Origin of the sequence: Pseudomonas sp. LH1G9 (assembly GCF_002949975.1) — a bacterium.
Taxonomy (GTDB): Bacteria; Pseudomonadota; Gammaproteobacteria; order Pseudomonadales; family Pseudomonadaceae; genus Aquipseudomonas; species Aquipseudomonas veronii.
The window spans coordinates 3,540,291-3,552,342 of sequence record NZ_CP026880.1 but is presented as its reverse complement, the minus strand read 5'-3'; the positions used below and the strand labels follow the sequence as shown (position 1 = coordinate 3,552,342).

Sequence of the window (12,052 nt, the reverse complement as noted above, 5' to 3'; positions counted from 1 at the left end):
ATGGTCTGAGTGTAAAGCTGCTTACCAGACCCCGCCACCGGGACGTCTTCTTTTCCTCCGAACAAGCCCCGACATGTTCAGACCTCTCTTCGTATTTATTGGCACGCGTTATACCCGTGCAAAGCGTCGCAATCATTTTGTGTCGTTCATTTCCTTGACCTCGATGATCGGTCTCGCCCTTGGCGTGGTCGTGATGATCGTGGTGTTGTCGGTGATGAACGGCTTCGATCATGAGATGCGTACCCGCGTGCTGGGCATGGTGCCCCACGCGACCATCGAGTCGGGTGAACCGATCAGCGACTGGCAAAGCCTGGCCGACAAGGTCAAGCAGAACCCCAAGGTCGTGGCCGTGGCGCCGTTCACCCAGATGCAAGGGTTGCTGACCCATGACGGCAAGGTGCAGAAAATCCTGCTCAATGCCATCGACCCGGTCCAGGAGCGCAAGGTCTCGATCATCGACAAGTTCATGCTGCAGGGCAAACTCGACGACCTGGCGCCCGGCAGCTTCGGTATCGTCATCGGCGACAAGGCCGCGGCCAAGCTCGGCGTGGGCATCGGCGACAAGCTGACCTTCGTCGCCCCGGAAGTCACTGTGACCCCGGCCGGCATGTTTCCGCGCATGAAGCGCTTTACCGTGGTCGGCACCTTCCACGTCGGCGCTGGCGAGATCGACGGCTACCTCGGCCTGACCAACCTCACCGACCTGGCGCGTCTGCATCGCTGGAAGCCGGACCAGGTGCAGGGCCTGCGCCTGAAGTTCAACGACTTGTTCGACGCCCCGCGCGGCGCCTGGGAAATCGCCCAGCACCTGGGTGAAAGCCAGTACTACGCCCGCGACTGGACCCGTACCCACGGCAACCTGTACCAGGCCATCCGCATGGAAAAAGCCATGATCGGCCTGCTGTTGCTGCTGATCGTCGCCGTCGCGGCCTTCAACATCATCTCCACCCTGGTGATGGTGGTGAACGACAAGAAGGGCGACATCGCCATCCTGCGCACCCTGGGCGCCACGCCGGGGCAGATCATGGCGATCTTCATGGTGCAGGGCACGGTGATCGGCGTGGTCGGCACCTTGATCGGCACCGCGCTGGGCATTCTGGCTGCGCTCAACGTCAGCGCTGCCATCGCCGGCCTCGAAACCCTGATCGGCCACAAGTTTCTCAACGCCGACGTCTACTTCATCGATTACTTGCCGTCCCAGGTTCAGGCCCAGGACGTGCTGATGGTGGGCGGCGCTGCGTTGGTCCTGAGTTTCCTTGCCACCCTGTATCCAGCCTGGCGCGCGGCACGTACCCAGCCAGCACAGGCCTTACGTTATGAGTGAATCGGGCATGAGTGAAAAAGCAATCCTGAGCTGCCGCAACCTGGGCAAGTCCTACGAGGAAGGTCCGGAATCGGTGGTGGTGTTGTCCAACCTGCAACTTGAGCTGCACCCCGGCGAGCGCGTGGCGATCGTCGGCAGTTCCGGTTCCGGCAAAAGTACCTTGCTCAACCTGTTGGGCGGCCTCGATACGCCGTCCCAGGGCAGCGTGTGGCTGGCCGGCGAAGAACTCTCGGCCCTCGGCGAAAAGGCCCGCGGCCAACTGCGCAACCGTTCGTTGGGTTTCGTGTACCAGTTCCACCACCTGTTGCCGGAGTTCACCGCCCTGGAAAACGTGTGCATGCCGCTGCTGATCGGCAAGACCGCGATCCCAGAGGCGCGCCAGCGTGCCAAGGCTTTGCTGGAGCGCGTTGGCCTCGGCCATCGCCTGGAGCACAAACCGGCCGAATTGTCCGGCGGTGAGCGCCAGCGTGTGGCGATTGCCCGTGCCCTGGTGAACAACCCGGGCCTGGTGATGCTCGACGAGCCGACCGGCAACCTCGATTCCCACACCGCCCAGGGCATCAAGGACTTGATGCTCGAACTGAGCACCCAGATGCGTACCGCGTTCCTGGTGGTGACCCATGACATGAGCATGGCCCGGCAGATGGACCGCGTACTGCACCTGCAGGAAGGTCATCTGGTCGCCATCTGACCTGTTTCAAGCCCGGTGCATGACGCCGGGTTTTTTCATTTTTTCAGGCGGTGCAAGCGAATGTTCAGACCGTTATCGATTTTCATCGGCACGCGCTATACCCGCGCCAAGCGCCGCAACCGTTTTGTTTCGTTTATCTCGATGACCTCGATGATCGGCCTCGCCCTGGGCGTGCTGGCGATGATCGTGGTGTTGTCGGTGATGAATGGCTTTCAACGCGAAATGAGCTCGCGCATCCTCGGCATGGTGCCTCACGCCACCATCGTCGGCGTGAACCCGATCGACAACTGGCAGCCGGTGGCCGCGGCCGCGATGAAGAATCCCGAAGTGACTGCCGCAGTACCGTTCACGCAGATGGACGGTATGTTCTCCTACAAGGGCGCGATGCAGCCGATCGAGATCAGCGGCGTCGACCCGGCCCAGGAAGGCAAGGTGTCGATCGTGGCCCAGCATATCGTCCAGGGCAAACTGGAAGACTTGAAACCCGGCGAGTTCGGCGTGGTGGTCGGTGAAATCACCGCGCGGCGCTTTCGTCTGAACGTGGGCGACAAGCTGACCCTGATCGTCCCGGAAATCAGCAGTGCGCCGGGTGGCATCACCCCGCGCATGCAGCGATTGAACGTGGTCGGTATCTTCAAGGTCGGCGCCGAGCTGGACGGTTCGATGGCGTTGATCCATATGGCCGACGCGGCAGAAATTCAGCATTGGCAGCCGAACCAGGTGCAGAGCGTGCGCCTGGCGGTGAAGGACTTGTACGCGGCGCCCAAGGTCTCGGCGGACATCGCTGCCAGCCTCGGTGCGGCCTACAAGGCGGATGACTGGACCCACACCCAGGGCAGCCTGTTCAGCGCGATGAAGATGGAAAAAACCATGATCGGCCTGCTGTTGCTGATGATCGTCGCGGTGGCGGCGTTCAACATCATCGCCACGTTGATCATGGTGGTGAACGACAAGGGCGCGGACATCGCGATCCTGCGGACCATCGGCGCCACGCCACGGCAGATCATGGCGATCTTCATGGTGCAGGGCACGGTGATCGGTATCGTCGGCACCCTGATCGGCGGTGTGCTGGGCGTGATTGCGGCGCTGAACGTCAGTGAGCTGGTGGGTTGGCTGGAGCGCGTGACCGGGCAGCATATCTTCAGTTCGGACGTGTACTTCGTCAGCAACCTGCCCTCGCAATTGCAGGGTGGGGATGTGCTGCTGATCTGCTCGGCCGGGTTTGTGTTGAGCTTTTTGGCCACGGTTTACCCGGCGTATCGGGCGGCGAAGATCGAGCCGGCGCATGCCCTCAGGTATTCGTAGGATTTAAGACCGCTATCGGGAGCAAGCCCCTCCCACATTTTGATCTGTGAATACATTCAAAATGTGGGAGGGAGCTTGCTCCCGATAGCGCCGGCACAGCTTGCATCAACCCCCCCTGGCAACTCGATCACAAACCGCGTCCACCCCGGCTCAGACTCGCAATAAATCCGCCCGCCATGCGCTCGCACTATCGACTGGGTAATCGCCAGCCCCAGCCCTGCGTGTTCACTGCTGCCTTCATGCCGCGCCGGGTCGGCCCGGTAGAAGCGGTCGAACAATCGCGGTAACACCTCCGCCGGAATGCCTTCGCCGCTGTTCTCCACTGTCAGTGTCACGCCTTGTGCGCCCTGCGCCAGATGCACCCGCACTTCGCCGCCCGCAGGCGTAAAGCGCAGCGCGTTATCCAGCAGGTTCGACAATGCCCGACGCAACATGCCGCGATCGCCGGTTGTGTGAGCCATACCCTCGCGCACCAGGCTGACGTGCGCGTCTTCCGCCAGCAAGACGAAGAACTCCAGCAGTGCGTCCACTTCATCCGCGAGCTTCAACGGTTCGCGCGTGGGCGCCAACAGCCCGTGATCGGCCTTGGCCAGGTACAACATGTCGTTCACCAACTGCGCCATCCACTGCAACTCTTCCAGGTTGCTGTGCAGCGCCTCGCGGTAATCCTCCAGCGGGCGCGGCTGGGTGAGGATGACTTGGGTATGGGTCAACAGGTTCGACAGGGGCGTGCGCAGTTCGTGGGCGATATCGGCGGAGAACGCCGAGAGGCGCTGGAACGCGTCGTCCAGTCGGCCCAGCATGGCGTTGAAGGCCTGGGCCAGTTCCGCCAGTTCCACCGGCATGCCCTGCTCGGGCAAACGCTGGGTCAGGGAGTGGGCCGACACGCTGGCGGCCACTTCGCCCATGCGCCGCAACGGTCGCAGCCCGCTGCGCGCCGCCCAGGCGCCGAGCAGCGCGGTGGCCAGGGCCGAGAGGCTGACTGTGAGCCAGATCAAATGCTGCATGCGCTGCAGGAAGTGCTGATGGTGGGTGATGTCGAGCATCAGGCTCAGTTGCGGCGAGTCGGGTTGGCCCGGCCTTAGCGGCGCGTTGTACACGCGGTAGTCGGTGCCGGCGTTCTGCAGGCTGTGCAGGCCGGGTGACTCGGGCAGGGCAATGGCCGGCGCGCCGTCAAACCAGCGCTGGCCGGCGGCGGTGATGCGTACTGCGAGGTCGGGCTGGCGATTGAGCTCGGCACGCAGTTGCGCTTCGCGCTGGGCGAATAGCTGCGGTGAGTCGACGCCCTGCAAGGTGCTGCGCAGCGCCACCAGTTTGCTTTCGAGCAGTTGCTGGTCCAGCTCGACAAAATGCGCCTCGCTGGCGCGGTTGAACAGCACGCCGGCGAGCAACGAGACCACCGCGGTGCAGGCCGCAAACAGCAGGGCCAGGCGGCTGGCCAGGGACAGACGCTTGATCAACTGCATCGTTCCTCCAGCACATAACCCATGCCGCGCACGGTGTGGATGAGTTTATTGGGGAAGTTGTCGTCGACTTTCAGACGCAGGCGGCGGATCGCCACTTCGATGATGTTGGTGTCGCTGTCAAAGTTCATGTCCCACACCTGGGACGCGATCAGCGACTTGGGCAGTACTTCGCCCTGGCGCCGCAGCAGCAGTTCGAGCAGGGCGAACTCCTTGGCGGTGAGGTCGATGCGCTGGCCGTCGCGCTCGACGCGGCGACGGATCAGGTCCAGGCGCAGGTCGGCCAGTTGCAGGGTGGTTTCCTGTGGTGCGCTGCTGCCACGGCGCAACAGGCTGCGCACCCGCGCAAGCAGTTCGGAGAAGGCGAACGGCTTGACCAGATAATCGTCGGCGCCCAGTTCCAGGCCGTGTACGCGGTCTTCCACAGCGTCGCGGGCGGTGAGAAACAGCACCGGGATGTCGAGGCCGGCGCTGCGCACGGCCTGTAGGATCTGCCAACCATTGCGACCGGGCAGCATCACATCGAGGATCAGCAGGTCGTAATCGCCGGTCAGCGCCAAGTGTTGGCCGCTGGTGCCGTCGGCCACCAGTTCGGTGGTAAAACCGGCTTCGGTCAGGCCTTGGCGCAGGTAATGGCCGGTTTTGGGTTGGTCTTCGACGATCAGCAGTTTCATGGGCAGCTCTTGGCGGCGGGTCACGTCAGGCTTTATACCGTGGTGGCCAGGGGAGGGGCGCAACCTGACAAAGTTGTAATCTAGCAGTCAGCTGGCTGGCAGCGCTGCAATCTTAGAGTGGTCCTCAGACTGATCCCACACCTTTGGAGAATTGAGATGGCATTGCGTACCCCCTTGTTGTTGGCGGGCTGCCTGTTGGCGTTGAGTGTCGGAGCAATGGCCGGCACGGCCCACACCTATGCGTTCGGCCAGCCGGCATCTGCCGATAAGGCCACGCGCACCGTGGAAGTGGTGCTGCAGGATATGTCCTTTTCGCCCAAGTCCCTGGACGTAAAGGCCGGTGAGACCGTGCGCTTTGTGCTGGTCAACAAAGGCCAGTTGCTCCATGAGTTCAACCTGGGCGATGCGGCCATGCATGCGGAGCATCAGAAGCAAATGATGCAGATGCAGGCCAGCGGCATGCTGAACGCCACCGGCATGGGCAAGATGGACCACGGCGCAATGGGTCACGGCGATATGAGCAATATGGGCAATATGGTCGGGATGAAGCACGATGACCCCAACAGTGTTCTGGTAGGACCGGGTAAAACCGCTGAGTTGACCTGGACCTTCAGCAAAGCCACCGGGTTGGAGTTTGCCTGCAATATTCCCGGGCACTACCAGGCGGGCATGGTCGGCAAGATCAACGTCGATTGAGCCGCTGCGGCAACTGACGGTGTCGATGCGGCGGTTGTTAGAGGCGGGGGCAAAGGCTGGTAGACTGGTGGGGTTAATTTAGCCAGGTTTCCGCCATGCATCCCGCAGCCGAACATTCGCCGCTGGGCAAGTCCAGTGAATACATCTCCACCTACACCCCTTCGTTGCTGTTCCCGATTCCGCGCGCCGCGAAATGGGCCGAGCTGGGCCTGAGCGCCGAGACCCTGCCGTACACGGGCGTGGATTTCTGGAACTGCTTCGAACTGTCCTGGCTGCTGCCGTCGGGCAAGCCGGTGGTGGCCATCGGTGAATTCAGCATTGCGGCCGACTCGCCGAATATCATCGAGTCCAAGTCCTTCAAGCTGTACCTCAACTCGCTGAACCAGACTGTGTTTGCCGATACGCAAAGTCTGGAGGCGACGTTGCGCACCGATCTCAGCGCTGCTGCCGGCAAGCCGGTGGGCGTGCGCGTGCGCAGCCTGGCCGAGGTTGAAGCCGAAGGCGTGGTGGCGTTGCCGGGAGTGTGCATCGATGACCTGGATATCAGCGTCAGCAACTACGAACATCCGCGTCCGGAACTGCTGCGTTGCGATGACTCGCGCATTGTCGAGGAGAGCGTGTACAGCCACCTGCTCAAATCCAACTGCCCGGTCACCAGCCAGCCCGACTGGGGCAGCGTGGCGGTGCAATACCGCGGCGCACAGCTGGATCACGCCAGCCTGTTGGAGTATCTGGTGAGCTTTCGCCAGCACTCGGACTTCCATGAGCAGTGCGTGGAGCGGATCTTCCTGGACTTGCAGCGCCTGCTGAAGCCGGAGAAGTTGACGGTATATGCGCGGTATGTGCGGCGGGGTGGGTTGGATATCAACCCATATCGCAGTACTGAGGCGGTGCCGTTCCAGAACCTGCGCCTGGCGCGCCAGTAACCTTTACACAAACCAAAATGTGGGAGGGGGCTTGCCCCCGATAGCGGAGTGTCAGTCACAGTCTCTGTGCCTGACCCACTGCAATCGGGGGCAAGCCCCCTCCCACATCGCACAGCTGGATCACGCCAGCCTGTTGGAGTATCTGGTGAGCTTTCGCCAGCACTCGGACTTCCATGAGCAGTGCGTGGAGCGGATCTTCCTGGACTTGCAGCGCCTGCTGAAGCCGGAGAAGTTGACGGTATATGCGCGGTATGTGCGGCGGGGTGGGTTGGATATCAACCCGTATCGCAGTACTGAGGCGGTGCCGTTCCAGAACCTGCGCCTGGCGCGCCAGTAACCTTTACACAAACCAAAATGTGGGAGGGGGCTTGCCCCCGATAGCGGAGTGTCAGTCACAGTCTCTGTGCCTGACCCACTGCTATCGGGGGCAAGCCCCCTCCCACATCGCACAGCTGGATCACGCCAGCCTGTTGGAGTATCTGGTGAGCTTTCGCCAGCACTCGGACTTCCATGAGCAGTGCGTGGAGCGGATCTTCCTGGACTTGCAGCGCCTGCTGAAGCCGGAGAAGTTGACGGTATATGCGCGGTATGTGCGGCGGGGTGGGTTGGATATCAACCCGTATCGCAGTACTGAGGCGGTGCCGTTCCAGAACCTGCGCCTGGCGCGCCAGTAACCTTTACACAAACCCAATGTGGGAGGGGGCTTGCCCCCGATAGCGGAGTGTCAGTCACAGTCTCTGTGCCTGACCCACCCCTATCGGGGGCAAGCCCCCTCCCACATTTGGTTCTGTGCTTGGTTTGGGCGCGGGTTAAATGCCGATGTTGCCCAGGGTGATCACGATATTGCGCAGCGTCCCGGCAATGCCCGGATGGTCTAACTCGAAACCTTCTACCGCCCGGTTCACATCGTCTACGATGCTGGGCGGCTGGGTGGCCGGTTCCAGTTCAAGTTGTACTTCAAACTTGGCCAGCAAGGCTTCCAGCGCTTCACGTTTTTCGGGTGGCAGCGGTGGTTCCTGATTCAGTTGCTCGCGCAGGATATTGACCTGTTCTTGCAGTTTTTCGCGGGCAGGCATGGTGTTGTTCCTTTTATCGATAGGCACTGGCATAGACCACGGCACGCCGAGAAAGGTCTACGAGAGGAGCTGTAGATTAATCTACCGGCGCCGTCTGTGCATGATCTCAATCAGGGCTTTTCGCCTTTGAGCTGGCGCAGGCTGATGTCTGCCAGGCAGGTGCCGAGCTCGCCGAGGTGATCGATCACCGAATGCACCCCCAGCCCATACAACGCCACGGTGGCCTTGCCGCGTTTGTATTCGCGTTGTTGGTCGGTCAGTGCCTGCCATTGCTCGGGCGCCAGGCCGCACAGCGAACCGCAGGACGCCAGGCCGATAGTCCACAGCCCGGCATTCAGGCCCGATTGCAGCAGGCGCGGCTCACCGCTGACCAGCACGCAGCCTTCCAGGCGTTCGATGTTCAATTCCATCAAGGCTTGCCAGCATGCATGAGGGGCAGGCCAGCGGATGGAAGAGGGCGATGCGGCCTTGAGCCAATCGGGCAGCGCAGCGGCCAGCGGGGTCGTCACCGAGGGCGGCAGTTCATCCAGCCAGGCGCAGGGCACGCCTTGTTCCTGGAGGCTGCGCAGGACCTTCAACGCACCTGGCGTGGCTTCGGCGTGCGGGGAGGGTGAATCGGTACGCGCCTGGGAACCGAAATCGACCAGGCAGCCACTCAGGCCGAACAACACGGCGGTCAAGGTGGGGGCAGTGGCGACGGCAATCTCGGCGTGAGGCATTTCGACATCCTTGAAATAGCTGTGACGCTATCGGAGTGGCGTGACAAGCCCATGACACTTTGTAGGGTTTTTGTACATTCTCTGTATGTCGTTTCTTAGCATCTGCCCAAAAAGGACACTTCCGTCATATACTGGCGCCTTATTCAGGGCATAGCGCCCATGACAGACTATTCAAGGAGCAAAAGCTATGCGCTGGAGCCACTACTTCGCTCAGTTTTCGGTGTGTGCCGCTATCCTGATGGCCCCTTTCGCCGCACAGGCCGCGTCGGAAGATGATCCATGGGAAAGCATCAACCGCCCGATCTTCACCTTCAACGACACCGTTGATACCTACGCCCTCAAACCATTGGCCCAAGGCTATCAGTTTGTGACCCCGCAATTCGTGCAGGACGGCGTGCACAACTTCTTCCGCAATATCGGCGATGTCGGCAACCTGGCCAACAACGTGTTGCAACTCAAGCCACACGCGGCCGGCGTGGACACTGCCCGCCTGTTGATGAACACCACCTTCGGCGTGCTGGGCTTTATCGACGTCGGCACCAAAATGGGGCTGCAACGCAGCGATGAAGACTTCGGCCAAACCCTCGGTTACTGGGGCGTCGGCAGCGGTCCTTACGTGATGCTGCCGCTGCTGGGCCCAAGCACCCTGCGCGACGCGCCGTCCAAATACGTGGACAGCTACACCCAACCGTACCGCTACATGAACGACATCGGCTGGCGCAACAGCACCTTCGGCCTGAACATCGTCGACACCCGTGCCAGCCTGCTCGACAGCGAGAAGTTGATCACCGGCGACAAGTACACCTTCATCCGCAACGCCTACCTGCAGAACCGCGAGTTCAAGGTCAAGGACGGCAAGGTTGTCGACGACTTCTAGGTCGAGACCTCTTGAAACGAAAAAAGGCGACCATGTGGTCGCCTTTTTTGTGCGCGGGTATTAGCGCATTTTCAGGATCTTCAGCCCCAGATGCTGGCCGTCGCCCTCGTTCCTCGCCCATACCACCTGGGTGTCCGCTTCCAGGCCCGCGAGGGCCGCGTGCTCCGACTCGATACGCACGGTCAGCAGATCGCCCACCGTGAACTGGCGAGGTGCCTGCACCTGCATGCCGGAGCTGGAGAGGTCCACGCAAACCCCGTCAATTTCTTGCCCGGCATGGATCAAAGAGACATTGGCATCCACTCGCATGCGGATGAAATCGCGCTTTTCAGCGTAGTCGCGCTCGTGTTCGCTCACAGCTTCCATCCTTACTTTGTGTTGTGGTGATGGCTGTTCTTATAACTCCCGGTGATTTGCGATGTAAAGACGTTCGGCGACCATCGGCATGAGCTTGAAACCCCTGTCGGATGGGAGTACCGTCTGCGCCTTAGAAGGGCACCTCTGCTTTACCTTTGTGCGTGGGCAAAAAGCCTATGCTTTGTAGGACAGAGAGGCTAGAAAGCGAATCCAGTAGCGTGAGCCCGGCCATTGCCGAGCCGCCTACGCCAACCTAATTCTGGCGCCGTTTGCCCACATGCCAAAAACCAGTGCCACGCTGCTGATAATCGATGACGACGAAGTAGTGCGCGCAAGCCTTGCGGCCTATTTGGAAGACAGTGGCTTCAGCGTCCTGCAGGCCAGCAATGGCCAACAGGGTCTCCAGGTATTCGAGCGCGACAAGCCCGACCTCGTGATCTGCGATCTGCGCATGCCCCAGATGGGCGGCCTCGAACTGATTCGCCAGGTGACCGAGCTTGCTCCGCAGACGCCGGTGATTGTCGTGTCCGGTGCCGGGGTGATGAACGATGCCGTCGAGGCCCTGCGCCTGGGCGCCGCCGACTACCTGATCAAGCCCCTGGAAGACCTGGCGGTGCTGGAGCACTCGGTGCGCCGTGCCTTGGACCGCGCACGCCTGCTGGTGGAAAACCAGCGCTACCGCGAAAAGCTCGAAACCGCCAACCGCGAACTCGAAGCCAGCCTGAACCTGCTCCAGGAAGACCAGAACGCCGGTCGCCAGGTGCAGATGAACATGCTGCCGGTCAGCCCGTGGACCATCGATGAGTTCAAGTTTGCGCACCAGATCATCCCGTCGCTGTACCTGTCGGGTGATTTTGTCGACTATTTCCGCGTAGATGAGCGGCGGGTGGCGTTTTATCTGGCTGACGTGTCCGGCCACGGCGCGTCCTCGGCATTTGTCACCGTGTTGTTGAAGTTCATGACCACACGGCTACTGTTCGAATCCAAGCGCAATGGCACCTTGCCGGAGTTCACCCCCTCCGAGGTGCTGGGCCACATCAACCGAGGCCTGATCAGCTGCAAGCTGGGCAAGCACGTGACGATGGTGGGCGGCGTGATTGATGAAGAAACCGGTCTTTTGACCTACAGCATCGGCGGTCACCTGCCGATGCCGGTTTTATACACTCCTGACAGTGTGCGCTACCTGGAAGGGCGTGGTCTGCCCGTCGGCTTGTTCAATGAAGCCACCTACGAAGACCACATCCTGGAGCTGCCGCCGACCTTCAGCCTGACGCTGATGTCCGATGGCATCCTCGACCTTCTTCCAGAGCCTACACTCAAAGAGAAAGAAGCCGCCTTGCCCCAACGGGTCAAGTCGGCGGGCGGCAGCCTGGATGGCCTGCGGCAGGTTTTTGGATTGGCCACGCTAGGGGAGATGCCGGATGATATCGCCCTATTGGTGTTGAGCAGGAATCTTTGATGAGTACCGGAAGAATCCAATTCGCCGAGCAAGACGGGACGTTTGTCCTGAAGTTTGTCGGTGAAGTGCGCCTGACCTTGTGTTCGGCGCTGGATGCAACGATTGAGCGGATCTTCACAGCGCTGAATTTCTCGGCGATCGTGATCGATCTGACCGAAACCCGCAGCATCGATAGCACCACGCTTGGGCTGTTGGCCAAGTTGTCCATTCTGTCTCGGCAGAAGGTCGGCCTGTTGCCCACTGTCGTCACCACCCACGAAGACATCACCCGTCTGCTGCAATCCATGGGCTTCGATCAAGTGTTCAACATCGTTGACCGCCCGATCCCCTGCCCGGAATGTCTGACCGACCTGCCGTCCCAGGACCAATCCGAGGAAATCGTGCGGATCAAGGTGCTGGAAGCGCACAAAATCCTGATGGGCTTGAACGAGTCCAACCGCGAAGCCTTCCACGACCTCGTCAACGCCCTCGAACGCCACTGATCT

The 12,052-nt window shown here is 61.1% G+C and carries 13 protein-coding genes and 2 pseudogenes; 10 read left to right on the top strand and 5 right to left on the bottom strand.

All coding sequences use genetic code 11. The annotated features are described in order from the left end of the window. Positions 1 to 73 precede the first annotated feature (73 nt). The 3 genes from C5F70_RS16475 to C5F70_RS16465 are packed head-to-tail and all read left to right on the top strand — an operon-like array spanning position 74 to position 3,320. Complete coding sequence (locus tag C5F70_RS16475) at positions 74 to 1,324, top strand: lipoprotein-releasing ABC transporter permease subunit (protein ID WP_026140246.1); 1,251 nt, start codon at positions 74 to 76, stop codon at positions 1,322 to 1,324. 7 nt (positions 1,325 to 1,331) lie between these two features. Beyond that, positions 1,332 to 2,015, top strand: a complete 684-nt coding sequence (gene lolD, locus C5F70_RS16470) for a lipoprotein-releasing ABC transporter ATP-binding protein LolD (RefSeq protein WP_017477213.1) — start codon at positions 1,332 to 1,334, stop codon at positions 2,013 to 2,015. A 60-nt stretch (positions 2,016 to 2,075) separates the two neighbouring features. Continuing rightward, on the top strand, positions 2,076 to 3,320 hold the full coding sequence (locus C5F70_RS16465) for a lipoprotein-releasing ABC transporter permease subunit (RefSeq protein ID WP_017848789.1): 1,245 nt from the start codon (positions 2,076 to 2,078) through the stop codon (positions 3,318 to 3,320). A 56-nt stretch (positions 3,321 to 3,376) separates the two neighbouring features. On the opposite strand, the gene C5F70_RS16460 is transcribed toward C5F70_RS16465, so the two are convergent. Then, the gene (locus C5F70_RS16460; RefSeq protein ID WP_104904571.1) at positions 3,377 to 4,780 is read right to left on the bottom strand and encodes a heavy metal sensor histidine kinase; all 1,404 of its coding nucleotides are present in this window, start codon (positions 4,778 to 4,780) and stop codon (positions 3,377 to 3,379) included. After that, positions 4,777 to 5,457: a heavy metal response regulator transcription factor gene (locus C5F70_RS16455; protein WP_017848791.1), complete on the bottom strand. Its 681-nt coding sequence runs from the start codon at positions 5,455 to 5,457 to the stop codon at positions 4,777 to 4,779. Before C5F70_RS16455 ends, C5F70_RS16460 begins: the two co-directional genes overlap by 4 nt. A 156-nt stretch (positions 5,458 to 5,613) precedes the next feature. Here C5F70_RS16455 and C5F70_RS16450 point away from each other — a divergent pair, with 156 nt between their 5' ends. The 4 genes and pseudogenes from C5F70_RS16450 to C5F70_RS16435 all read left to right on the top strand — a co-directional run. Further along, positions 5,614 to 6,153, top strand: coding sequence for a plastocyanin/azurin family copper-binding protein (locus C5F70_RS16450; protein ID WP_104903743.1), 540 nt, complete (start codon positions 5,614 to 5,616; stop codon positions 6,151 to 6,153). 95 nt (positions 6,154 to 6,248) lie between these two features. Next, positions 6,249 to 7,079 carry an NADPH-dependent 7-cyano-7-deazaguanine reductase QueF gene (gene queF, locus C5F70_RS16445; RefSeq protein ID WP_046490437.1) on the top strand — a complete coding sequence of 277 codons (831 nt, stop codon included), beginning with the start codon at positions 6,249 to 6,251 and terminating at the stop codon, positions 7,077 to 7,079. Between the two features lie 115 nt (positions 7,080 to 7,194). Further along, a pseudogene (locus tag C5F70_RS16440) lies at positions 7,195 to 7,416 on the top strand (NADPH-dependent 7-cyano-7-deazaguanine reductase QueF); the annotation flags it as partial. An 82-nt stretch (positions 7,417 to 7,498) separates the two neighbouring features. Next, positions 7,499 to 7,753, top strand: a pseudogene (locus tag C5F70_RS16435) (NADPH-dependent 7-cyano-7-deazaguanine reductase QueF); the annotation flags it as partial. Positions 7,754 to 7,888: 135 nt separating this feature from the next. On the opposite strand, the gene C5F70_RS16430 reads toward C5F70_RS16435, so the two are convergent. Together C5F70_RS16430 and C5F70_RS16425 are read right to left on the bottom strand one after the other, a co-directional pair. Next, a complete protein-coding gene (locus C5F70_RS16430; protein ID WP_017848895.1) occupies positions 7,889 to 8,155 on the bottom strand; it encodes a DUF4404 family protein in 267 nt (88 codons plus the stop codon). 110 nt (positions 8,156 to 8,265) lie between these two features. Further along, the gene (locus C5F70_RS16425; RefSeq protein ID WP_017848894.1) at positions 8,266 to 8,874 is read right to left on the bottom strand and encodes a hypothetical protein; all 609 of its coding nucleotides are present in this window, start codon (positions 8,872 to 8,874) and stop codon (positions 8,266 to 8,268) included. 238 nt (positions 8,875 to 9,112) lie between these two features. Here C5F70_RS16425 and C5F70_RS16420 point away from each other — a divergent pair, with 238 nt between their 5' ends. Further along, positions 9,113 to 9,751 carry a VacJ family lipoprotein gene (locus C5F70_RS16420; RefSeq protein ID WP_370737570.1) on the top strand — a complete coding sequence of 213 codons (639 nt, stop codon included), beginning with the start codon at positions 9,113 to 9,115 and terminating at the stop codon, positions 9,749 to 9,751. 60 nt (positions 9,752 to 9,811) lie between these two features. On the opposite strand, the gene C5F70_RS16415 is transcribed toward C5F70_RS16420, so the two are convergent. Then, positions 9,812 to 10,108: a PilZ domain-containing protein gene (locus C5F70_RS16415; protein ID WP_046384310.1), complete on the bottom strand. Its 297-nt coding sequence runs from the start codon at positions 10,106 to 10,108 to the stop codon at positions 9,812 to 9,814. A gap of 277 nt (positions 10,109 to 10,385) precedes the next feature. Between C5F70_RS16415 and rssB the strand changes: the two genes are divergently transcribed. Together rssB and rssC are read left to right on the top strand one after the other, a co-directional pair. Continuing rightward, positions 10,386 to 11,567 (top strand): two-component system response regulator RssB, encoded by a 1,182-nt coding sequence (gene rssB, locus C5F70_RS16410; protein ID WP_017848892.1) that lies wholly within the window; start codon positions 10,386 to 10,388, stop codon positions 11,565 to 11,567. After that, positions 11,567 to 12,049 (top strand): anti-sigma factor antagonist RssC, encoded by a 483-nt coding sequence (gene rssC / locus C5F70_RS16405; RefSeq protein WP_017848891.1) that lies wholly within the window; start codon positions 11,567 to 11,569, stop codon positions 12,047 to 12,049. Before rssB ends, rssC begins: the two co-directional genes overlap by 1 nt. Positions 12,050 to 12,052 lie beyond the last annotated feature (3 nt).

Bases quoted from the DNA above. Each gene is read 5' to 3' on its own strand.
- C5F70_RS16475 (WP_026140246.1), top strand. From the start codon at position 74: ATGTTCAGACCTCTCTTCGTATTTATTGGCACGCGTTATACCCGTGCA.
- rssB (WP_017848892.1), top strand. From the start codon at position 10,386: ATGCCAAAAACCAGTGCCACGCTGCTGATAATCGATGACGACGAAGTA.
- queF (WP_046490437.1), top strand. From the start codon at position 6,249: ATGCATCCCGCAGCCGAACATTCGCCGCTGGGCAAGTCCAGTGAATAC.
- C5F70_RS16420 (WP_370737570.1), top strand. From the start codon at position 9,113: ATGGCCCCTTTCGCCGCACAGGCCGCGTCGGAAGATGATCCATGGGAA.
- C5F70_RS16430 (WP_017848895.1), bottom strand. From the start codon at position 8,155: ATGCCTGCCCGCGAAAAACTGCAAGAACAGGTCAATATCCTGCGCGAG.
- C5F70_RS16455 (WP_017848791.1), bottom strand. From the start codon at position 5,457: ATGAAACTGCTGATCGTCGAAGACCAACCCAAAACCGGCCATTACCTG.
- rssC (WP_017848891.1), top strand. From the start codon at position 11,567: ATGAGTACCGGAAGAATCCAATTCGCCGAGCAAGACGGGACGTTTGTC.
- lolD (WP_017477213.1), top strand. From the start codon at position 1,332: ATGAGTGAAAAAGCAATCCTGAGCTGCCGCAACCTGGGCAAGTCCTAC.
- C5F70_RS16450 (WP_104903743.1), top strand. From the start codon at position 5,614: ATGGCATTGCGTACCCCCTTGTTGTTGGCGGGCTGCCTGTTGGCGTTG.
- C5F70_RS16425 (WP_017848894.1), bottom strand. From the start codon at position 8,874: ATGCCTCACGCCGAGATTGCCGTCGCCACTGCCCCCACCTTGACCGCC.
- C5F70_RS16465 (WP_017848789.1), top strand. From the start codon at position 2,076: ATGTTCAGACCGTTATCGATTTTCATCGGCACGCGCTATACCCGCGCC.